Below are 22588 nucleotides of genomic sequence, written 5' to 3'. Positions count from 1 at the left end.
AATTCGCTCTTCAGCGGGTGGAGACTGCCGCACCTTCTGCGGCAGCGGCTTCCGATATGGCCGCTTTTTCATGGGCCTTTCTGGCATAACGTTGGGCCAGCACCGCGCAGACCATCAGCTGGATCTGGTGGAAAAGCATGATCGGCAGAACGATTGCACCAATGCTTTGGCCGGCGAAAATCGCGCCCGCCATGGGCAGGCCGCTGGCGAGGCTCTTTTTCGAGCCGCAGAAGGTGATGGTGATTTCATCGGCCTTGTCGAAACCCAGCAAACGGCTGCCGAACATCGTCACACACAGGACAAGCGCCAGCAGCAGGATATTGATGACGATGACCACACCGATATCCCTGAGCGAAAACGTGTGCCAGATGCCTTCGATGACCGCATCGGAAAAAGCGAGATAGACGACCATCAGGATGGAGCCGCGATCGACCGGAGCCAGCAGTTTCTTGCGCGCCCTGATCCAGTCGCCGATCCACGGCTGCAGCACCTGACCGACGATGAAGGGCAAAAGCAGCTGCAGGAAGATCTGCAGGAACGCATCCAGCGAAAATCCACCGCCATGGCCTCCCACCGTAAACAGAAGGCCGACCAGCAGCGGGGTCAGGAACATGCCGAAAATATTCGAAGCCGAGGCCGAACAGATCGCAGCCGGCACGTTTCCGCCCGCCATGGAGGTGAAGGCAATGGAGGACTGCACGGTGGATGGCAGGACGCAGAGGAACAACACGCCCATATAAAGCGGCGCAGGCAGAATATTCTCGGGAATGAAGCCGATTGCCACGCCGAGCAGCGGGAACAGGCCGAAGGTGACGAGAAGGATCGCCAGATGCAGGCGCCAGTGCAGGATACCGGCAATCACCACATCCCGGGAAAGCCGCGCGCCGTGGAGGAAGAACAACAAAGCGATCGCGAGTTTTGTCGCCAGCCCGAAATACTCCGCCGGCTCACCGCTGATCGGCAAAATGGAGGCCAAAATCACGGTGGCCACCAGCATCATGGTGAAGCGATCAGGTAGGAAGCGGGTCATGGGAGATCTTTCCGGCATCGGTTTTGCTTGAAACGCGCGCTACTATCGCTCATCATGAATTCCGATGCAAAGATTAACAGTTATCGCGATTCAGGATAATGCTGAACCTTCAACATCTTGCGAGCTTCGTGATGCTTCAGCAAACCGGCAGCTTCACGCTGGCGGCCGAACGGCTGGGGATTGGCCAGTCCACTGTCAGCCAGCATATTCAAAGGCTTGAGGCCGCACTTGGCCGCCGGCTGATTGCCCGCAGCACCCATCAGGTGAAACTGACGGGCGAAGGTGAGGCGCTGATGGGTTATGCCCGCAACATGCTGGAAATCGACAGCAAGGTGTCATCGCTGTTCAGCGAAAACCGTCTGCGCGGGCGGTTGAGGCTTGGCGTTTCGGAAGATTTCGTCGCCAGCCGCCTGACGGCCATTCTGGAGGAGTTCATCCGGCTTTATCCGCTGGTCGATCTGGAGCTGACGGTTTCGCTGAGCGGCGTGCTTTACCAGATGCAGGATAATGGCGAGCTGGATGTGGTGCTCGCCAAACGCCGTCTCGGCGACAAGCTCGGACACTTTCTCTATCGCGAACCGCTGGTGTGGCTGGCGCGAGACCCGGAGCGCATGCTGAACCAGCCGGATGCCCTGCCGCTGATCGCCTTTCCGCCGCCGAGCATTACCAGAAAGGCGGCGCAGGAAGCATTGGACCGGGCCGGTCTCTCATGGCGGATCGTCTGCACCTGCGGCAGCCTGAGCGGGCTGACCGCTGCCGCAAGAGCGGGCATGGGCATTTTGGTGCAGCCGCGCAGCATGGCGCCGGCCGGCCTGAAGGAGATTGCCGCAGGCGTGCTACCGCCGCTGGAGGACGTGGAATTCGTGCTTCAGCCGAGCAAGGGTGCGGATGCTAAGCTGGTGCGCGCGCTTTCCGATCTCGTTTCCAGCAAGAGCATCGCACCCGGCAGTTTTGTATAGCCTGTTCAATTCTCCCGCCGCGACAGGCAGCGGCCGACGCTGTCGCGCCAGCCGGCAATGGCGTCTTTCCGTTTAGCCTCTTCCATTGCGGGGCTGAAACGGCGGTCACGCCGCCAATGTTCAGCAAAGGCCTTGCGATCCGGCCAGATGCCGGCGCGTGAGGCGGCAAGCCAGGCCGCTCCGAGAATGGTCGTTTCCAGGAAGACCGGCCGGTCGACGGGTGCCGCAAGAATATCCGCCAGCCGTTGCATGGTCCAATCGGAAGCGACCATGCCACCATCGACCCGGAGCACCGTCTTGCCATTGTCACCCGCCCAGTCCTTGCGCATCGCGTCCAGCAGGTCGAACGTCTGATAGGCGACGCTTTCCAGCGCCGCGCGGGCGAATTCCGCCGGACCGGTGCCACGCGTCAGCCCGAAAATAGCGCCACGCGCCTCCGCGTCCCAATAGGGTGCGCCAAGCCCGGTGAAGGCTGGAACCAGATAGACACGCTGATTGGCGTCGGCCTTTTCCGCAAGCGCGCTGACCTCGGAAGCGACCGAGATGAAACCGAGCTCATCGCGCAGCCATTGCACGGCGGCACCGGCAATGAAGATGGAGCCTTCCAGCGCATAGGTGGTGACGCCGTCAAGACGGTAAGCGATGGTCGTCAGCAGCCGGTTGGTGGAGGCGACGCGATCCGTGCCGGTGTTGAGCAATGCAAAGCAGCCCGTGCCGTAGGTGGATTTCATCATGCCCGGCTCGAAGCAGGCATTGCCGATCACCGCTGCCTGCTGGTCGCCGGCGACGCCAAGGATCGGAATTTCCGCGCCCAGAAGCGATTTATCCGTCACGCCGAAATCGGCGGCGCAATCCAGCACTTCCGGCAGCATGGCGCGGGGGATATCGAGGATCGACAGGAGTTCATCGTCCCATGCATTTTCCTCGATATTGTAGATCAGCGTTCGAGAGGCATTGGTGGCGTCGGTCACATGGCGACGACCGCCGGTGAGGCGATAGATCAGAAAGCTGTCAACGGTGCCGAAGCAGATGTCGCCCTTCACGGCTTTTTCACGAAGGCCGCTGACGCTGTCCAGAAGCCATTTTAGTTTCGTGCCGGAAAAATAGGGGTCGAGCAGCAGCCCGGTCTTTTTCGAAAACAGTGGCTCAAGTCCCCGGCGTTTCAGATCCTCGCAGATGGGCGCGGCGCGCCGATCCTGCCAGACCACGGCCCGATGCACGGCCTCGCCGGTATTGCGGTCCCACAGCACCGTCGTTTCGCGCTGGTTGGTGATGCCTATTGCCGCAATATCGGATGCGGCAATGCCGGCATCTGCAAGCGCCAGCCGGATGGTTTCGAGCACGCTTTTCCAGATATCCTCGGCATCATGTTCGACCCAGCCGGAGGCCGGAAAATGTTGCGGAAATTCTCGCTGTCCGACACCGATGACCCGCATGTCGCGATCAAAGACCATCGACCGTGTCGATGTCGTTCCCTGATCGATCGCCAGAATATAACCGCCCATCATGCTACTCCCTTTCAGACGCAATGACCGGGGCGGCAAGCCGCCCCGGTTTCAGATTTTACGCAGACATTACTTCTGCCAGCTTTTGACCAGTTCGTCGTAATTGACGGTGACCGGCTTTTCCTTTTCGTTGGCGATCTTCAGCTGCGGCGCCAGATTGCCCTTCGAAACGGCATCCTTGTTCCAGTATTCGATATCGTGCTCTTCCGCCAGTTTCGGGCCGATATCGCCCTGCACGCCGGCACGTTCCAGACGGCTCATGACCTTTTCCTGCTCGGCGCAGAGAGAGTCCATCGCCGCCTGCGCGGTTTTCGCACCCGACGAAGCATCGCCGATCGCCTGCCACCACAATTGCGCCAGCTTCGGATAATCCGGAACGTTGGTGCCGGTCGGCGACCATTGCACGCGGGCCGGAGAACGATAGAACTCGATGAGACCGCCGAGTTTGGACGCCCGATCCGTGAAGCTCTTGTGGTGGATGGTGGTGTCGCGAATGAAGGTCAGGCCCACATGGCTCTTCTTCACATCCACGGTCTTGGAGGTCACGAACTGCGCGTAGAGCCAGGCGGCCTTGGCACGGTCGTCGGGGGTGGATTTCATCAGCGTCCACGAACCCACGTCCTGATAACCGAGCTTCATGCCGTCCTTCCAGTAGACGCCATGCGGAGAAGGTGCGACGCGCCATTTCGGCGAACCGTCCTCGTTCACGACAGGCAGGCCGGGCTTGGCCATATCGGCGGTAAACGCCGTGTACCAGAAGATCTGCTGGGCGATGTTGCCCTGCGCCGGCACCGGCCCGGATTCGGAGAAGGTCATGCCCTGCGCTTCCGGCGGCGCATATTTCTTCAGCCATTCGAGGTATTTCTCGATGGAATAGACCGAAGCCGGACCGTTGGTATCGCCGCCGCGCGCCACGCAGGAGCCGACCGGCTGTGACTTGTCGTTGACCTTGATGCCCCATTCATCGACCGGCAGACCGTTCGGCAGGCCCTTGTCGCCGTTGCCGGCCATGGAGAGCCAGGCATCGGTGAAGCGCCAGCCGAGCGACGGATCCTTCTTGCCGTAATCCATATGGCCGAAGACCTTCTTGCCGTCGACATCGCGGCCGGTGAAGAATTCGGCAATATCCTCATAGGCCGACCAGTTGACCGGCACGCCGAGGTCATAACCATATTTGGCCTTGAAATCGGCCTTGTTCTTTTCGTTGTTGAACCAGTCGTAACGGAACCAGTAGAGGTTCGCGAATTGCTGATCGGGAAGCTGGTAGAGCTTCTTATCTGGTGCCGTCGTAAAGGCGCTGCCGATGAAGTCCTTGAGGTCGAGGCCGGGATTGGTGACGTCCTTGCCTTCATTGGCCATGAAGTCGGTCAGGTTGCGCACCTGCTGGTAGCGCCAATGCGTACCGATAAGGTCGCTGTCGTTGACCCAGCCGTCATAAAGGTTCTGGCCGGTCTGCATCTGGGTCTGGATTTTTTCGACGACGTCACCTTCCTGGATCAGGTCGTGCGTGACCTTGATGCCGGTAATGGCGGTGAAGGCCGGAGCCAGAACCTTGGATTCATATTCATGGGTCGTCAGAGATTCGGAAACGACCTTGATTTCCATGCCCGCGAAGGGTTTCGCGGCATCGACAAACCATTGCAGCTCCTTTTCCTGATCGCCACGCGAAAGCGACGAAAGATCGCCGATTTCCTTGTCCAGAAACTGCTTTGCTTCCTCCATTCCGGCGAAAGCGGAACCCGTCATTGCCAGCAGCATGGCCGCCGTCGTCGTCATCAGATGCCGTCGCATATCAGTCCTCCCAGGGGTTTGCGATTGCATGAAGTCTGCGGGTGCGGTTTTCCTCCGCCGCACCGTTTTCCTGCTCTAGACAAAACGGAAAACGCCGATGGCGTAAACCAAGGATAGAGCGAGAGCCCACCACAGGTTCGGGCCGACCAGCCCGAGCCATGCGAGATGAATGAAGGCGCTGCCGAGCAGCGAGATAAACAGCCTGTCACCGCGCGTGGTTTCGAAGCGCAAGAGGCCGAAGCGGGGATTGCCGCCGGGCGAGAGATATTCCCAGAACCACATGCAGACGAGCAGCAGCGCGATGGCGCCAAAAAAGGCCGCCGTCTGCCAAGTCCATGCCATCCAGGTAAAATCGGGCATCTTCGTCATGGTCAAACCCTCCCGAGCGCAAAGCCCTTGGCGATGTAATTGCGCACGAACCAGATCACCAGCGCGCCGGGGATCAGTGTCAGCACGCCGGCGGCGGCAAGCAGGCCCCAGTCCATGCCGGCGGCAGAGACCGTTCGCGTCATGGTCGCGGCAATCGGCTTGGCGTCCGTCGTCGTCAGCGTGCGGGCGATCAGAAGCTCGACCCACGAGAACATGAAGCTGAAGAAGCAGGCGACACCGATGCCGGAAGCGATGAGCGGCATGAAGATCTTCACGAAGAATTTCGGGAAGGAATAGCCGTCGATGTAAGCGGTCTCGTCGATTTCCTTCGGCACGCCGGACATGAAGCCTTCGAGAATCCACACCGCCAGCGGCACGTTGAACAGGCAATGCGCTAGCGCCACGGCGATATGCGTATCGATCAGCCCGAAGGCCGAATAAAGCTGGAAGAACGGCAGCGCGAAAACGGCGGGCGGCGCCATGCGGTTGGTCAAAAGCCAGAAGAACAGGTGCTTGTCGCCCAGAAAACGATAGCGCGAGAAAGCGTAGGCCGCCGGCAGCGCCGCTGCAACCGAGATCACCATATTCATCACGACATAGATGATCGAATTGATATAGCCCGAATACCAAGATGAATCCGTGAAGATCGTCCGGTAGTTCTGCAACGTCGGCTGATGCGGATAAAGCGTCATGGAGGAGACGATTTCCGTGTTCGTCTTGAAGCTCATATTGACGAGCCAGTAGATCGGAACCAGCAGCAGCAGGATATAGATCGTCGGCACCAGCCAGGAAAAACGCGACGGCCCATGGTGGCGACGCCGCGCATTGACGGCAAGGCCAGATCGTCCCGTCGCAGAGGCTCTCACCGGCGAACTGCCGATGCCGTTGCGCTCCACGCTTGTGGTGACATTCGAGGCGCTCATGTCTCAAGTCTCCGCGTCGTGGCTGGTCATGACGGTGTAGAACACCCAGGACAGCAGCAGGATGATGAGGAAGTAGATCAGCGACATGGCCGCAGCCGGCCCGAGGTCGAACTGGCCGAGCGCCATCTTCACGAGATCGATGGACAGGAAGGTGGTGGAATTGCCCGGGCCGCCGCCGGTGACGACGAAAGGCTCGGTATAGATCATGAAACTGTCCATGAAGCGCAGCAGGAAGGCAATGAGCAGCACGCGCTTCATCTTCGGCAGCTGGATGAACCGGAATACGGCGAAACGCGATGCCCCATCGATCCTTGCCGCCTGATAATAGGCATCCGGAATGGAGACGAGGCTGGCATAGCACAAAAGCACGACAAGGCTCGTCCAGTGCCAGACATCCATGATCACAACCGTGATCCATGCATCGAGCGGATCGTTGACATAGTTGTAATCGAGCCCGAGCTGATTGGCGTAATAACCGAGCAGGCCGATATCGCTGCGGCCGAAAACCTGCCAGATGGTGCCCACGACATTCCACGGCACCAGCAGCGGCAGCGCCATGGTGACGAGGCAGACCGGCACGCCGATGCCGGATTTCGGCATCTTGAGCGCGATGAAGATGCCGAGCGGAATTTCAATTGCCAGGATAATGCCGGAGAACAGCAGGTTGCGCCCCAACGCATCCCAGAAACGGTCCGAGGCCAGAATTTCCTCGAACCATTGCGTTCCAGCCCAGAAGAACTGGTTATTGCCGAACGTATCCTGCACCGAATAATTTACGACGGTCATCAGCGGAATGACGGCGGAAAAGGCGACCAGCACCAGCACCGGCAGCACCATGAACCATGCCTTGTTGTTCCAGCTCTTTTCCATGGTCAGGCCCCCATCTTTACACGCCACGAGTCGGCGAAGACGCCGATGGCGGCCGGATCGAAGCGAACACCCGCTTCCGCCGGGATTTCCTCGTCTTCGGCAACGACGATCGCGAGTTTCTGGCCGGCGAACCGGGCGCGCACGATCTTCTGCCGGCCGATATCCTCGACCTTGTCGACAGTGATGGGCATGCCGCCCCGTTCCAGCCGGACGAATTCCGGGCGGATGCCGATCTCGATGCGTTGCGCTCCGTCAACCTTTGGCGCACCGGCGAGCGGCACACCAAGCCCGCCGACCATTGCGGTCGCGCCGTCGATACTGGCGGGCAGCACATTCATGCCGGGCGAGCCGATGAAATAACCGACGAAGGTATGTCCCGGCCGTTCGAAAAGCTCAGCCGGCGTGCCGATCTGGACGATCTGCCCGTCATACATGACCACAACCTTGTCGGCGAAGGTCAGCGCTTCGGTTTGGTCATGGGTGACATAAACCATGGTGAAACCGGACTGGCGGTGGAGCCGTTTCAGCTGCGAGCGCAGCACCCATTTCATATGCGGGTCGATCACCGTCAGCGGCTCGTCGAAGAGGATGGCGTTGACATCGGACCGCACCAGCCCCCGCGCCAGCGAAATCTTCTGTTTCTGATCCGCCGTCAGACCACGCGCATGGCGTTTGGCCATGCCGGAAAGATCGGTCATTTCGAGGATTTCCCGCACCCGACGGTCCACCTCGGCCTCCGGCACATGCCGGTTGCGCAGCGGAAAGGCCAGATTGTCATAGACCGTCATCGTGTCGTAGACGACCGGGAACTGGAATACCTGCGCAATATTGCGGTCTTCCGTGGCGAAATCCGTCACGTCGGTTCCATCAAAGGCGATGCGGCCTTCGGAGGGGCGCAGCAGCCCGGAAATGATGTTAAGCAGCGTGGTTTTGCCGCAGCCGGAAGGGCCGAGCAGCGCATAGGCGCCGCCGTCCTCCCATTCATGATGGACTTCCTTCAGCGCATAGTCGCCGGCAGCCTGCGCCTTTGCGTTATAGGCGTGTCGGATGTGATCGAGCGTGATGCGTGCCATGACCGATCTCCCTCAAGCCGCTTCGCCAATGGCGCGGCCATTCGCGTCAAAGGCCATCAGGTGTTTTGTATCGAGAAACAGCTCTATGTCCCTGTCCGGCTCGATGTCGTGAATGCCATGCGCGAGCATGACCCAGCGCCGGCCCGAAAATTCCACATGCACGAAGCTTTCCGATCCGGCGATTTCCGAAATCAGCGTCCGCGCCCGGATCGACTGGCGGGCCTCGCCCTTCGCCTGCGGGAAAAGATGATGCGGCTGGAACGCAATGGTCAAAGGTCCATCCGGCACGGCGGCAAGATGCGCCGGCACCGCAATCACCGCCTGGTCGGCACGGGTGAATGCACCGCCCGTCTTGACGACCTCGATGGTGTTGAGCGGCGGGTCGGCAAAAATTTCCGCCGTGACGATATCCACGGGACGCCGGTAAACCTCGATAGTACGGCTGAACTGCGTTACCCTGCCCTCGTTGAGCGTCGCGGTATTGCCGCCCAAAAGCAGCGCCTCGGAAGGTTCGGTGGTGGCATAAACGAAGATGGCCCCGGATTCGGCGAAAATGCGCGGCAGTTCCTCGCGCAGCTCTTCGCGCAGCTTGTAATCGAGATTGGCCAGCGGCTCATCGAGCAGCACCAGATTGGCGTTTTTGACGATGGCGCGGGCGAGTGCTGTTCGCTGCTGCTGACCGCCGGAAAGATTGAGCGGCGTGCGGTCTAGATAGGGCGTCAGCTTCAGAAGCTCGGCGGCTTTCCTCACTTCCCTGTCGATGGTCGCCTGGTCCTTGCCGGCAACGCGCATGGGCGAAGCGATGTTTTCGTAAACGCTGAGCGCCGGATAGTTGATGAACTGCTGATAGACCATGGCGACGTTGCGCTTCTGCACCGGCCATCCCGTCACATCTTCGCCATTGAAAAAGATCGAGCCGGCGCTCGGCTTGTCCAGCCCGGCCATCAGCCGCATCAGCGTCGTCTTGCCCGAAAGTGTCGGTCCAAGCAGGACGTTCAGGCTTCCGCGCTGCAACGTCAGATCGGTCGGGTGAATATGATATTCACCGCCAACCATCTTCGAGACGTTTCGCAATTCAAGCATGGTGATCCAAAGCCTCCTCCGCTTTTATCCGGATCGTCAGATTGCCCTTAAGCGCCCACCTGCAATGTCTTCGACATAATCCTCCAGCCCACGCACCTCTTCCGGGGTAAAAAAGAGCCCCTGCTTGGTGCGGCGCCACAGAATATCCTCCGCTGTCAGCGCCCATTCCCGCGCCATCAGCCAGCGAACCTCAGCCTCGTAGAGCGTACCGCCGAAATACCGCCCCAGCGCTGCCGCCTCTGAGGCATTGCCGATCAGCACTACCGCATCCGTTCCGTAGCAGCGCACAAGCCGCTCCGCATGACGCTCTTCAAGAAAGGGGTAACGCGACCGCAGCGCCGAAACTTCCGCGGTGTAGGCCTCGGCGCCGAAATTTCCACCTGGCAAATGCGAGCCCGCCGTCCATGGCGCACCCTTTTCACCCAGCGCATCGCCGATTTTTTCAAGAGCATGTTCGGCAAGCCGCCGATAGGTGGTGAGCTTGCCGCCGAAAATATTGAGAAGCGGCGCTTCGCCTTCCGGCCCTTCGGTTTTCAGCACATAATCGCGGGTCGCTTCCTGCGCTTTCGATGCTCCGTCATCGAACAGCGGGCGCACGCCGGAATAGGTCCAGACGATATCCGCCGGCTCCACCGGTTCAGCGAAATATTCGCTCGCCGCATTGCAAAGATAGCTGATCTCCTCGTCGCTGATCTTAACAGCCCGGGGGTCGGCGGTATAGTCGCGATCCGTCGTGCCGATCAGCGTAAAGTCCTGTTCATAGGGAATGGCGAAGATGATCCGCCCGTCCGGATTCTGGAAAAAATAGGCACGCGGATCGGAAAATTTCTTGCGCACGATGATGTGGCTGCCCTGCACCAGGCGGACATTATGGACATTGTTTTTGCCAAATGCCGAGGACAGCACCTTGTCCACCCAGGGACCCGCGGCATTCACCAGCATGCGCGCCCGGTAGGTTTTGGCCTCTCCGGCCGCATTTTTGGTTTCGACATGCCAGAAGGCGCCTTCGCGCCGGGCCGAAACCACCTGCGTGCGGTTGAGGATGAGCGCGCCGCGGTTGGCGGCGTCGCGGGCATTCAGCACCACCAGGCGGGCATCGTCCACCCAGCCATCCGAATATTCGAAGGCGCGGGCAAAAATCGGTTTCAAAGGTTTCCCGGCGGGATCGCGGCGCAGATCGAGCGAGCGGGTCGCAGGCAGAAGCTTGCGGCCGCCAAGATGGTCGTAGAGAAATAGCCCGAGACGCACGAGCCAGGCCGGGCGCACCCCACCCTTCTGGAACGGCAATACGAAGCGCATGGGCCAGATGATGTGCGGCGCCATGGCCCACAGCACCTCACGTTCCATCAGCGCTTCGCGCACCAGACGAAACTCGTAATGTTCGAGATAACGCAAACCGCCATGGATAAGCTTGGTAGCGGCGGACGAGGTGCCAGAGGCGAAATCGTTCATTTCCGCAAGCGCGACGGAATAGCCCCTGCCGACGGCGTCACGCGCGATGCCGCAGCCATTGATACCGCCGCCGATCACGAAAATATCGTGGATTGCCTCGTCAGACATGGATCCTCCCGCGCTTTCATCGACGCTCTCCCCATCGATATACTGAAAGCACGGACATCTAATTCGAAGACAAAACGAATGTCAAACGAAATTCATGGGCTGTCCCGATCAGGACTCGACCATCTCGGTTTCGATCAACCGGACGTCATGATCGGCACAGATGGACCGGATCGAATCCACCGGACAATGATCGGTGATGAAAGTATGCACCTGGGAAAGATGGCCGATACGAACCGGAGCCGTGCGCTCGAATTTGAGCGAATCCGACACCAGAATGACATGGCGCGCATTGGAGATGATTGCCTGCGCGACCTTTACCTCACGAAAGTCGAAATCCAGCAAAGCGCCATCCTCATCGATGGCCGAAACGCCGATGACCGCAAAATCCACCTTGAACTGGCGAATGAAATCCACCGCCGCCTCGCCGACGATACCGCCATCGGAACCGCGCACGACACCGCCGGCAATCACCACCTCGATACCGGGGAAAACCCTCAACCTGTTGGCAACATTGATGTTGTTGGTAATGACCATCAACTCGTGATGATCCGCCAGCGCTTCGCCCACGGCTTCGGTCGTCGTGCCGATATTGATGAAGAGTGACGAGTTGTTGGGGATGAGGGCGGCGGCGGCGGCGCCTATCGCCTGCTTTTCGGAAGAAGCGATCGCCCGACGCGCCTCGTATTTGACGTTTTCATTGCCGCTTGGAAAAAGCGCGCCGCCGTGGATGCGGGTCAAAACCCGCGTATCGCAGAGATCGTTCAGATCCTTGCGAATCGTCTGGGGAGTGACGGAGAACCGCGCCGCCAGCTCGTCGACCAGCACCCGCCCGTTCGCTTTCGCCAGCGCAACGATTTCATCCTGACGCGGTGTGAGCAGCATTTCACCCTCCCTCCTCTTTCAATTTTTTCGTTTTATTGAAGAGCGAACGAAAAACCAATGTCAAGGGACGGTTTTGCAGCAGCGATAGTGGCGGGATGAAAACAGGTCGTGAACCCCACGACGCCATTTGACGATATTATTTAGCCGACTTTCTGAATGAGCGGGCTGGAACGGGACATCGCCGAGGACGCGGCACCAAAAGCATCGCCGATGCCGATTAGCACCGGTTCGTTTACACCCAGCCTCTCAACGGCCGCAGCCAGTTGAGTAAGCGAACCGCACCAGCGCTGTTCGTTTGAGCGACTGACGGAAATCATGATGACAACGGGCGTCAAGGCAGGCATGCCATGGGCAAGCAGGGAAGCTTCGATCTCGGCTGCGGTTCGCCCACCCATGTAAAAAACCGTGGTTACGGAAGGGTCGGACAGCGATTTCCAGTCGATATTTTCCGGCAGCCTTCCCTGCCGGGAATGGCCGGTGATGAAGCGTACCGACTGGGCATGGTCGCGATGGGTCAGGGACACACCCAGGCGCGAGGCCATGGCGCTTGCGGCAGTGATGCCGGGCACGATCTCGACCGGGATATTTTCAGCCTCCAGCGCAGCGATTTCCTCGCCGGCGCGCCCGAAAATCATTGGATCGCCGGATTTCAACCGCACCACCCGTTTGCCGGCCTTGGCGAGGCGGATCATCATGTCATTGATATATTCCTGCCTGCAGCTTTCCCGGCCGCCGCGCTTGCCGACCAGCATGCGTTTCGCCTCCCGCCGCGCCAGTTCCAGCACTTCCGCCGAGACGAGATCGTCGAACAGGATGACATCGGCCGCCTGCAAAGCGCGCACCGCTTTCAGTGTCAGCAGTTCGGCATCGCCCGGTCCGGCGCCCACAAGCGTCACAAGGCCGCGCCCCGATCCTGCCCGCGCAGCCTGCATTCCGATATCCGCAAGCAGCCGCTCCTCGCTGCCCTCATCCAGCCTTTCGGTAAAAGCCCGATCGACGAATTTTTCCCAGAAAGAGCGCCGCGACGCACCAGGAGCGAGCCGCAGATTGACGCGCTCGCGGATTGTCTGGGCAAGCGCGCCCCAATCCTTCAGCGAAAGCGGTAGCAATGTCTCGATGCGCCGGCGGATAGCCTGCGCCAGAATGGGTGCTGCGCCATCGGTGGAAATAGATACCACCACCGGCGAGCGATTGACGATGGAGCCGAACTGGAACTGGCAGAATTCCGGCTTGTCGATGACATTGACGGGAACGCCAGCCGCGCGCGCGGCATCGTAGAAGCTCGCGGCTTCCGCATCGGTCTCGCAATCCGCCAGCGCCAGTTCCGCGCCGCCGAAGATATCCGGACCCCACGGACGGTCATGCCATGTCAGCATCTGGCTTTTTGCGACAAGCACTGCAACGCTTTCCGAAAGCTCGCTCTGCTCGCAATAAAGATGCAATTCCGCCCCGCAGGCCAGCAGCAGTTCCGCCTTCCAGGCGGCCCCGTCCGATCCGCCCGCCAGCACGACGCGCTTGCCCTCAAGCCCCCAGAAGACCGGCAACTTGGCTAATCTTTCCATGCGGGCCGGTTCATTCCGCTGCGGTTTTAAGGCATCCATCGATGATCCCCCTGATTTCGGCGCGGCAGGAGCCGCAATTGGTTCCGGCATTCAACGCCTTGCCTATGGCTTCGACGCTGCGGCAGCCTTCGCGGATGGCCGCGGTAATCTGGTTCACTCCGACGTTAAAGCAGGAGCAGACGGTGGCGCCCGGATCGGCGCGGCCGGCACCGGGGCGACCAGCGACCAGCGCAAAACGCATGCGCAGATCCTCATGACGCTCGGTCAATTGCGAGATCGCCCAGTTGCGGGCGACGGCCACCGGCTGCCTGGCGACGAACAGCGCCGCCAGCAGGATATCGCCGTCGAAGAAGGCGAGGCGCATGTCGCCCGTCTGCCGGTCACTATAACCCAGCGGCTCCACCCTGGCCTCAATGCCGAAGACCTGTCGCGCCCAGAGTGTCCAGTCCTGCGGCTCCTCGGCAAAGGCAAGCTCCATACGATAACCGCCATCCGCTTTGGCCGTGGCCCAGTAAGCACAATCCGGCGCATCCGGCCGGATACGGGAGATGGCGAAACCATAGGCCTTCGCTTCGAAGCGTTTTGCCCTTACTGCCACGTTTTTCGAGGCGGGCTGGCCGGAATGCGGATCCGTCACCGGGGCAACCACGACATCAATGCGCGCCTGCGAGGCGAACTGGTCGTTCCAGTGCATCGGCGCAAACACCGAGCCGCGCGCCTGCCTTTCGCTCACCAGCGCCCGCAGCAGAACCTTGCCATGGGGGCTTTCCAGTTCCACCAGATCGGCGCTTTCGATTCCCAACGCCTGCGCATCGCGCGGATGAAGCTCGGCGAAGGGTTCCGCGATATGGGCGGCCAGGCGCGCACTTTTGCCGGTGCGGGTCATGGTGTGCCATTGATCGCGGATACGGCCGGTATTCAGCGTCAGCGGATAATCCGCCGATGTCCTGCCGGTCTCCGGCAGGGCAGTAGCGATGAACCGCGCCTTGCCATCGGCATGGTAAAACCGACCATCCGCGAAAAAGCGGGTAACGACGGCATCGCCCGGCCCGGCCTTCGGCCATTGAAACGGCGGCATCGCATCATAGGAATTCCGCTCGACGCCGCTGATATCGAAATCGCGACTGCCGGCATTCTCAAAGCCGGAAAGAGCGGCATGTTCGGCAAAAATCTCCGACGGCTGGCCATAGGCGAAGGCCGTGCCGAAACCCATGCGCCGACCCACTTCCGCCATTTGCCACCAGTCGGCTTTCGCTTCGCCTGGCACATCGAGAAAACCGCGCTGGCGGGAAATGCGCCGCTCGGAATTGGTGACCGTGCCGTCCTTTTCACCCCAGCCAAGCGATGGCAGAAGCACATGGGCATGGCGGGCTGTATCGGTACTCGCCATGACATCGGACACCACGACGAAAGGACAGGCCCTGATGGCCGCCTCGACGGCGCCGGCATCCGGCATGGAAACCACCGGATTGGTCGCCATGATCCACAGCGCCTTGATGCGGCCGTCAGCCACGGCCCTGAACATGTCCACCGCCTTCAGGCCGGGTTTTTCCGCAATGGCGGGCGATGCCCAGAAGCGCCGCACACGGTCGCGATCCTCGGCATTTTCGATAGCCATATGGGCGGCAAGCATGTTGGCCAGCCCGCCGACCTCACGCCCACCCATGGCGTTCGGCTGGCCGGTCAGCGAAAAGGGACCCATGCCCGGCCTGCCGATGCGGCCGGTGGCAAGGTGGCAATTGATGATAGCGTTGACCTTGTCGGTGCCGCTTTGTGACTGGTTGACGCCCTGGCTATAGCAGGTGACGGTTTTTTCCGTGCGTTCGAACAATTCGTAGAAGGAGATCAATTCGGCGACTGTCAGGCCGGTGGCTTCGGCGATCTCCGGCAAGCTGTGTCCGGTTGCTGCCTGCATCGCTGCATCAAAACCGACCGTGTGATTTTCCACATAACCGCGATCGACTGCAGGACTATCGGAAAGATGCGCCAGCAAGCCGGTAAACAGCGCCACATCTCCATCCGGGCGGATGGCGAGGTGCATATCGGCAATATCGGCGCTCATCGTCCGGCGCGGATCGATGACAACGACTTTCATTTCCGGCCGCGCGGCCTTTGCCGCCGCAAGCCTTTGGTAAAGCACTGGATGGCACCAGGCGAGATTGGAACCGGTGAGGATCACCAGATCGGCAAGCTCCATATCCTCATAGGTGCCCGGCACCGTATCGGCCCCGAAGGCGCGGCGATGGCCGGCGACGGACGACGACATGCACAGCCTTGAATTGGTATCGATATTGGCCGAGCCGATGAAACCCTTCATCAGCTTGTTGGCGAGGTAATAATCTTCTGTCAGCAATTGGCCGGAGACGTAAAAGGCGACGGAGTCCGAGCCGTGTTCGGCGATGGCTTGAGAAAACCGGGAAGCGACGAGATCAAGCGCTTCGTCCCATGACGCCCGCCTGCCGGCGATTTCGGGGTGGAGCAGGCGACCGTCGAGATCGATGGTTTCAGCCAGAGCAGAACCTTTAGAGCACAGGCGACCGAAATTGGCGGGGTGGTCCGGATCGCCTTTGACGGAAACGACGCCGTCATCGGCAACGGTGGCGATGACGCCGCAGCCGACGCCGCAATAGGGACAGGTGGTTTTGGTTTCAACGGGCATGGTTTTGCCCTCTCAGTGCGTGGTGTTTACCCCCCTCTGTCCTGCCGGACATCTCCCCCACAAGGGGGGAGATGGACAAGCTGCGGGCTTTCCGCTTGATCTCTATGGTCGGTGACGCAAAATATAGAGCGAAGTTTGTGCGGCTCTCCCCCCTTGAAGGAGAGATGTCCGGCAGGACAGAGGGGGGTATCTTCGCCGCCATCGCAAGTCACTCCGCCGCGATCATCAGGGTCTCAAGCGCAATAGAAAGCCGCCCATCCAGATTACGCACCGGAATCGTCCGTACCTCCCCTTCATCCGCCCCCAGCGCCTTGCCGGTTTCCAGCGAAATGACCCAATTATGCAAAGGACACGTCACCGAAGCGCCATGCACGATGCCCTGGCTCAGCGGCCCGCCCTTGTGCGGGCAATGGTCCTCGATGGCGAAGACCTGATCTTCCGCCGTGCGGAACACGGCGATCTTGCCCATCGGCGTCTTCACGCAACGCGCGCCGCGCAGCGGGATGTCGGAAATATCGCCAATATCGATCCAGTTGCTGTCCATCGTCCTCACTCCGCCGCCTCGCTGAAACCGATTGCCGCCATGGGCCTGAACTCATGCTTGTCGCGGCCGGACACCCGCTCCGACCAGGGATCGACCTGCGCGAATTGCTGGCTGAAGACGAAGCGATCGAAATAGGCCCTGCGCTTGTCGGCATCCTCCATGATCTGGCGGCGGATTTCGTCGTAACCGATCCGCTTGGCCCATTTGTAGATGCGCTCGAGATAGCGGGCCTGTTCGCGATACATCTGCGTCAGCGCCACAATATGCTCCAGCGCCTCATCCTCGGTTTTGACAAGACCCAGAACTTCCGTGCCCTTGATATCGAGACCGGCGGCGCCGGCGAAATGGATCTCGAAACCGGAATCGACGCAGATGACGCCGATATCCTTGCAGGTGGCCTCCGCGCAGTTGCGCGGACAGCCGGAAACGGCGAGCTTCAGCTTGGCGGGCGTCCACGAGCCCCACATGAATTTTTCGATGCGGATGCCGAGCCCGGTCGAATCCTGCGTGCCGAAACGGCACCATTGCTGACCGACACAGGTTTTTACCGTGCGCAAGCCCTTGGCGTAGGCCTGACCGGAAATGAAGCCGGCCTTGCCGAGATCGGCCCAGACGGCGGGCAGATCCTCCTTCTCGATGCCGAGAAGGTCGATACGCTGGCCGCCCGTCACCTTCACCATCGGAATATCGAACTTGTCGACCACATCGGCAATCGCCCGAAGCTCGGAGGAGGAGGTGACGCCGCCCCACATGCGCGGCACGACGGAATAGGTGCCGTCCTTCTGGATATTGGCGTGAACGCGCTCATTGATGTAGCGCGACTGGTAATCATCGGCATATTCGTCCGGAAAATCGCAGACGAGATAATAATTGAGCGCCGGCCGGCACTTGGCGCAGCCGCAGGAGGTCTTCCATTCCAATTCCTGCATGACGGCGGGAATGGTCTTCAGGCCCTTGGCCTTGATAAGCAGGCGCACATCGTCATGGCCGAGATCGGTACATTTGCACATGGGCTGCACGGCAGCGGGGTTGTAGCCGTCGCCGAGCGTTATCGTCATCAGCTGCTCGACAAGGCCGGTGCAATTGCCGCAGGAGGCGGACGCCTTGGTGTGGGCGCGCACATCGTCGAGCGATGTCAGCCCCTTGGACGTGATTGCCGAGGTGATCTTGCCCTTGCAGACGCCGTTGCAGCCGCAGATTTCCGCATCATCCGGCAAGGCTGCAACGGCCGCCATAGGGTCCAGCGGCGACCCTCCCTGATAGGCCTGGCCGAAGATCAGGGTTTCCCGCATGGCGGAAATATCGGTCGATTTCTTCATCAGATCGAAGAACCACGAGCCGTCCGCCGTCTCGCCGTAAAGCACCGCGCCGATGATGCGGTTTTCCTTGAGGATCAGGCGCTTATAGACACCGGCGGTGGCATCGCGCAGCACGATTTCCTCGCGGTCGTCGCCTTCTGCGAAATCACCGGCGGAAAACAGGTTGATGCCGGTAACCTTCAGTTTCGTGTTGGTGACGGAGCCGTGATATTCGGCCGAGCCGCCGCAGAGACGGTCGGCCAGTACCCGCGCCGATTCGTAAAGCGGTGCAACCAGCCCGTAGCACATGCCGCGATGCTCGGCGCATTCGCCGAGCGCGTAGATCGAAGCGTCCGAGGTCATCATGCCGTCATCGACGACGATGCCGCGATTGACGGCGAGACCAGCGTCCTTGGCAAGACCGGAAGCCGGGCGAATGCCGACCGCCATCACGACCATGTCGCCCTTGATGATCCGGCCGTCCTCCAGCTCGATGCCTTCGACCTTTTCCTCACCGAGAATGCATTTGGTATTGGCCTTGGTGATGATGTCGATGCCGCGCTCGGTGAGCGCCTTTTCCAACAGATAGGCCGCTGCCGGATCGAGCTGGCGCTCCATGATCGTCGGCATCAGGTGGATGACGGTCACATCCATGCCCTGGCGCTTGAGACCATATGCGGCTTCCAGCCCGAGGAGACCGGCGCCAATGACGATGGCGCGGCCCTTGCCCTCGGCGATCGCCAGCATCTTCGTCACATCGTCGAGATCGCGGTAGGCGAGCACGCCCGGAAGCTGATGGCCGGGGACGGGGATGATGAAGGGCAGGGAACCGGTGGCGATCACCAGTCTGTCGTAGGAAACCGTGATGCCGTTTTCGCTGGTGACGGTCTTTTTGTCCCGGTCGATGCCCGTCACTTTGGCACCCTTGTGCAAGGTGACGTTATTGGCCGCATACCAGCCGTCATCATGGATGACGATGTCCTCGTAGCTCTTTTCGCCCGAGAGGACCGGCGAGAGCATGATGCGGTCGTAATTGACGCGCGGCTCGGCGTTGAAAATGGTGACGTCGTAAAGGCCGGGAGCGGTTTCGAACAGGTTTTCCAACATGCGCCCCGGCGCCATGCCATTACCGATGATGACGAGTTTTTGCGTCATGATTGTTACTCCGCGGCTTCGACGAAGCGGTGACGTTCGTAAAGGAACTTCAGCACGGCCTCGCGGCATTTGAGGTAGGTCTTGTCGGATGCGAGCTCGATGCGGTTGCGCGGGCGTGCCAGCGGCACCTCCAGCACTTCGCCGATGTGGGCTGCCGGACCGTTGGTCATCATCACGATACGGTCGGAAAGCAGCACCGCCTCGTCGACATCATGAGTGATCATGACCATGGTGTTGCCAAGCCGGGCGTGGATTTCCATCACCGCGTCCTGGAGATGGGCACGGGTCAGCGCGTCCAGCGCACCGAATGGCTCGTCGAGCAACAGGATCTTGGGCTCCATGGCGAGCGCGCGGGCAATGCCGACGCGCTGTTTCATGCCGCCGGAAATTTCCGAAGGCTTCTTGTCCTTGGCATGGGCCATCTGCACGAGATCGAGATTGCGCATGACCCAGTCATGCCGCTCGGCGCGGGTCTTGCTATTGCGAAAGACCTTCTCGACAGCGAGATTGACGTTTTCATAAACCGAAAGCCAAGGCAGCAGGCTGTGGTTCTGGAACACGACGGCGCGCTCCGGACCCGGCTCGTTGACCTCGCGGTTTTCGAGAAGCACCGCGCCGGCAGACACTTTCGTCAGTCCGGCGATGAGATTGAGCATGGTGGATTTGCCGCAACCGGAATGGCCGATGACGGAGACGAATTCGCCTTTTTCGATGGTGAGATTGATGCCTTTCAGCACCTCGGCGCGCGAACCGCCTTTGTCGAAATATTTGTCGATGTGATCGAGCTTCAGATAAGCATTCATGATCGTCGCCCTCTTAATTTGCCGCAGCGCCGCGGGTGATGACCTTGCCGAGCGCCGCCGCCAGCTTGTCGAGCACAAAGCCGACGACGCCGATGTAGACGAGCGCCACGATGATGTCGGGCAAGCGCGAGGAGTTCCACGCATCCCAGATGAAGAAACCGATGCCGACGCCGCCGGTCAGCATTTCCGCCGCGACGATTGCGAGCCACGAAAGGCCGACACCGATACGCAGGCCGGTGAAGATGTAGGGTGCCGCCGAAGGCAGCATGATCTTGAAGAAGAATTCCAGCTGGTTGAGTCGCAGCACCTGCGCCACGTTGCGGTAGTCCTGCGGAATATTGCGCACGCCGACTGCGGTATTGATGATGACCGGCCAGATGGACGTGATGAAGATCACGAAAATGGCCGAAGGATTGCTGTCCTGAAAGGCGGCCAGCGAAAGCGGCAGCCAGGCAAGCGGCGGCACGGTGCGCAGCACCTGGAAGATCGGATCGAGACCGCGCATGGCCCAGACCGACTGGCCGACGACAGCGCCGAGAATGATACCGGCAATGGCGGCAAGGCCGAAACCGTAAGCCACACGCTCCAGCGAGACCAGCACGCGCCAGCCAAGGCCGATATCCTGCGAACCATTATGGAAGAACGGCGATACGATGAGATCGTAGCTCTCCTCGAAAACCTGGCTCGGCGGCGGCAGCGATGAGCCGGGGGCGGAACAGAGCAATTGCCAGACGCCCAGCAGAATGGCGAGAACGACAAATGGCGGCACGATGTTGCGGGCAGCGGCCGCACCCCATTTGCGCAGATCGATCCGCGGCGACTGTTTCGGCGCAAGCGACACGACGTTTGCCTTCTGCGCTATCGGCTGCTGCGGCTCTTCGTTGAATTTTCGGGCCAATGCGGACATGGGCGTTTCCTCTTGATTTCGGTTGCGGTCTGGGGCTCGCCCCTCATCCGGTCTTCAGTCGCGCCGGTTGGGCAGCGCATCTGGCGGATGAGGGGCGATACCCCGGGTCTCCTCCTCAGGAGGCCGCCTTGATGGACAGGCTTTCGAGATAGGCCGACGGATTTTCCGGGTCGAAGACCTTGCCGTCGAAGAAGGTTTCCTTGCCGCGCGAGGTGGAGGCGGGAAGATCGGCAACGCCGAGATCCTTGGCCGCCGCGCGCCAGATATCCTCACGGTTCACCTTTTCCACCAGCGCTTTCACATCCGTATCGGGTGCGAATTTGCCCCAGCGGATGTTTTCTGCGATGAACCAGCTGTCGTGGCTGCGGAAGGGATAGGAGGCATGGTCCTGCCAGAACTTCATCTGCAGGCCGGTATTTTCCAGCACGCGGCCGTTGCCGTAATTGATATTGCCCTTCAGGCGGCCAAGCACATCCTTCGGCGGCACGTTGAACCATTGGCGTTTGCCGAGGATGGTGGACATTTCTTCCTTGTTCGCCATTTCATCGCACCATTGCTGCGCCTCCATCACGGCCATCAGCAGCGCCTTGGTGGCATTGGGGTTCTTTTCCACCCAGTCGGCGCGCATGCCGAGCGCCTTTTCCGGATGGCCCTTCCACAGTTCGCCGGTGGTACAGGCAGTAAAACCGATGCCCTGATTGACGAGCTGCTCGTTCCAGGGCTCACCCACACAGAAGACATCCATATTGCCGACCTTCATATTGGCGACCATCTGAGGCGGCGGAACAACGATGGTTGAGACGTCCTTGTCCGGGTCGATGCCGCCGGCGGCCAGCCAGTAGCGGATCCAGAGATCATGCGTGCCGCCGGGGAAGGTCATGGCGGCCTTGATTTCTTTGCCTTCGGCCTTCTTTTTCTCGAAAGCCGCCTTCAGCTTGGAGGCATCCAGCTGAACGCCGGTTTCGGCATATTCCTTGGCGACGGAAATGCCCTGGCTGTCGAGGTTGAGGCGGGCGAGGATGGTCATCGGCACCGGCACATTGTTCTGGGTCACCTTGCCGGTATGCATGAGATAGGGCATGGGCGTCAGGATATGTGCGCCATCGATGCCGTTCGATGCACCGCCGAGCACGAGATTGTCGCGCGTCGCACCCCAGGAGGCCTGTTTCAGAACCTCGACATCCGGCATGCCGTGTTTGGCGAACAGGCCCTTTTCCGCCGCAATGATGAGCGGGGCGGCATCGGTGAGCGCGATAAAGCCGATTTTCGCGCCTTTCACCTCGGGCTCAGCGGTGGCTGCGAAAGCACCGGACGGAAAGGCCACGCGCACGGCGCTGACAAGGGCGGCGGTGGCTGTCGTCTTCAGTATCGAGCGGCGGCTGACATCGCCGGAGAATATCTTTTTCATTCGCATGTTCCCCTTATTGGGCCACCTCTGCGGGTGACGCTTTCGCTTGCGAAAAAACCTGAAAATAAAAAAACGCCGCTCGGTGTTTGCGCCTGCGGAACGGGAGGTGTTCCGGGCAGCAAAACCTTGCGACGTCTGTGTCTTGTGAAAGCGCCTATGCCGCGCCTTGCTTGCCCCGATCGCCGTTGACCGGTGCAAAAAACAAGA

The 22588-nt window shown here is 60.3% G+C and carries 18 protein-coding genes; 1 reads left to right on the top strand and 17 read right to left on the bottom strand.

Annotation, left to right across the window (positions count from 1 at the left end; genetic code table 11):
* Window positions 1–10: 10 nt before the first annotated feature.
* A complete protein-coding gene (locus F3H58_RS18435; RefSeq protein WP_149743212.1) occupies window positions 11–1030 on the bottom strand; it encodes a bile acid:sodium symporter family protein in 1020 nt (339 codons plus the stop codon).
* A 98-nt stretch (window positions 1031–1128) separates the two neighbouring features.
* Between F3H58_RS18435 and F3H58_RS18430 the strand changes: the two genes are divergently transcribed.
* Window positions 1129–1989 (top strand): LysR family transcriptional regulator, encoded by an 861-nt coding sequence (locus F3H58_RS18430; RefSeq protein WP_149743211.1) that lies wholly within the window; start codon window positions 1129–1131, stop codon window positions 1987–1989.
* 5 nt (window positions 1990–1994) lie between these two features.
* Here the strand turns inward: F3H58_RS18430 and glpK are convergent, their stop codons facing one another.
* The 16 genes from glpK to F3H58_RS18345 form a co-directional block, all read right to left on the bottom strand.
* A complete protein-coding gene (gene glpK / locus F3H58_RS18425) occupies window positions 1995–3494 on the bottom strand; it encodes a glycerol kinase GlpK (protein ID WP_149743326.1) in 1500 nt (499 codons plus the stop codon).
* A gap of 69 nt (window positions 3495–3563) precedes the next feature.
* Window positions 3564–5285 carry an ABC transporter substrate-binding protein gene (locus F3H58_RS18420; protein ID WP_003519735.1) on the bottom strand — a complete coding sequence of 574 codons (1722 nt, stop codon included), beginning with the start codon at window positions 5283–5285 and terminating at the stop codon, window positions 3564–3566.
* Between the two features lie 75 nt (window positions 5286–5360).
* Window positions 5361–5654: a DUF2160 domain-containing protein gene (locus tag F3H58_RS18415; RefSeq protein ID WP_149743210.1), complete on the bottom strand. Its 294-nt coding sequence runs from the start codon at window positions 5652–5654 to the stop codon at window positions 5361–5363.
* Window positions 5655–5656: 2 nt separating this feature from the next.
* Complete coding sequence (locus F3H58_RS18410; protein ID WP_149743209.1) at window positions 5657–6577, bottom strand: carbohydrate ABC transporter permease; 921 nt, start codon at window positions 6575–6577, stop codon at window positions 5657–5659.
* A gap of 3 nt (window positions 6578–6580) precedes the next feature.
* Window positions 6581–7447 (bottom strand): carbohydrate ABC transporter permease, encoded by an 867-nt coding sequence (locus F3H58_RS18405; protein ID WP_035225162.1) that lies wholly within the window; start codon window positions 7445–7447, stop codon window positions 6581–6583.
* Window positions 7448–7449: 2 nt separating this feature from the next.
* The gene (locus tag F3H58_RS18400; RefSeq protein ID WP_059758107.1) at window positions 7450–8520 is read right to left on the bottom strand and encodes an ABC transporter ATP-binding protein; all 1071 of its coding nucleotides are present in this window, start codon (window positions 8518–8520) and stop codon (window positions 7450–7452) included.
* Window positions 8521–8532: 12 nt separating this feature from the next.
* Window positions 8533–9603 (bottom strand): ABC transporter ATP-binding protein, encoded by a 1071-nt coding sequence (locus F3H58_RS18395; protein ID WP_080819687.1) that lies wholly within the window; start codon window positions 9601–9603, stop codon window positions 8533–8535.
* 36 nt (window positions 9604–9639) lie between these two features.
* Entirely contained in the window at window positions 9640–11163 is a 1524-nt protein-coding gene (locus tag F3H58_RS18390; RefSeq protein ID WP_149743208.1) for a glycerol-3-phosphate dehydrogenase, read from the bottom strand.
* A gap of 108 nt (window positions 11164–11271) precedes the next feature.
* Window positions 11272–12045, bottom strand: a complete 774-nt coding sequence (locus F3H58_RS18385) for a DeoR/GlpR family DNA-binding transcription regulator (protein ID WP_020812079.1) — start codon at window positions 12043–12045, stop codon at window positions 11272–11274.
* 140 nt (window positions 12046–12185) lie between these two features.
* Window positions 12186–13646 (bottom strand): siroheme synthase CysG, encoded by a 1461-nt coding sequence (cysG, locus tag F3H58_RS18380; protein WP_188128980.1) that lies wholly within the window; start codon window positions 13644–13646, stop codon window positions 12186–12188.
* Window positions 13618–16266, bottom strand: a complete 2649-nt coding sequence (locus tag F3H58_RS18375) for a nitrate reductase (protein WP_149743206.1) — start codon at window positions 16264–16266, stop codon at window positions 13618–13620. Before F3H58_RS18375 ends, cysG begins: the two co-directional genes overlap by 29 nt.
* A gap of 208 nt (window positions 16267–16474) precedes the next feature.
* Window positions 16475–16810 (bottom strand): nitrite reductase small subunit NirD, encoded by a 336-nt coding sequence (gene nirD / locus F3H58_RS18365; protein WP_149743204.1) that lies wholly within the window; start codon window positions 16808–16810, stop codon window positions 16475–16477.
* A 5-nt stretch (window positions 16811–16815) separates the two neighbouring features.
* Window positions 16816–19263 carry a nitrite reductase large subunit NirB gene (nirB, locus tag F3H58_RS18360; RefSeq protein WP_149743203.1) on the bottom strand — a complete coding sequence of 816 codons (2448 nt, stop codon included), beginning with the start codon at window positions 19261–19263 and terminating at the stop codon, window positions 16816–16818.
* Between the two features lie 5 nt (window positions 19264–19268).
* The gene (locus F3H58_RS18355) at window positions 19269–20066 is read right to left on the bottom strand and encodes an ABC transporter ATP-binding protein (protein ID WP_035263479.1); all 798 of its coding nucleotides are present in this window, start codon (window positions 20064–20066) and stop codon (window positions 19269–19271) included.
* Between the two features lie 13 nt (window positions 20067–20079).
* Window positions 20080–20973, bottom strand: coding sequence for a nitrate ABC transporter permease (gene ntrB / locus F3H58_RS18350; protein WP_149743202.1), 894 nt, complete (start codon window positions 20971–20973; stop codon window positions 20080–20082).
* 115 nt (window positions 20974–21088) lie between these two features.
* Window positions 21089–22381 carry a CmpA/NrtA family ABC transporter substrate-binding protein gene (locus F3H58_RS18345; protein ID WP_149743201.1) on the bottom strand — a complete coding sequence of 431 codons (1293 nt, stop codon included), beginning with the start codon at window positions 22379–22381 and terminating at the stop codon, window positions 21089–21091.
* Between the last annotated feature and the right edge of the window lie 207 nt (window positions 22382–22588).

Source organism: Rhizobium sp. NFACC06-2 (assembly GCF_900101425.1).
Classification (GTDB): domain Bacteria; phylum Pseudomonadota; class Alphaproteobacteria; order Rhizobiales; family Rhizobiaceae; genus Agrobacterium; species Agrobacterium leguminum.
The sequence above is the reverse complement of the archived record's forward strand: the minus strand, read 5'-3'. Positions and strand labels throughout refer to the sequence as shown.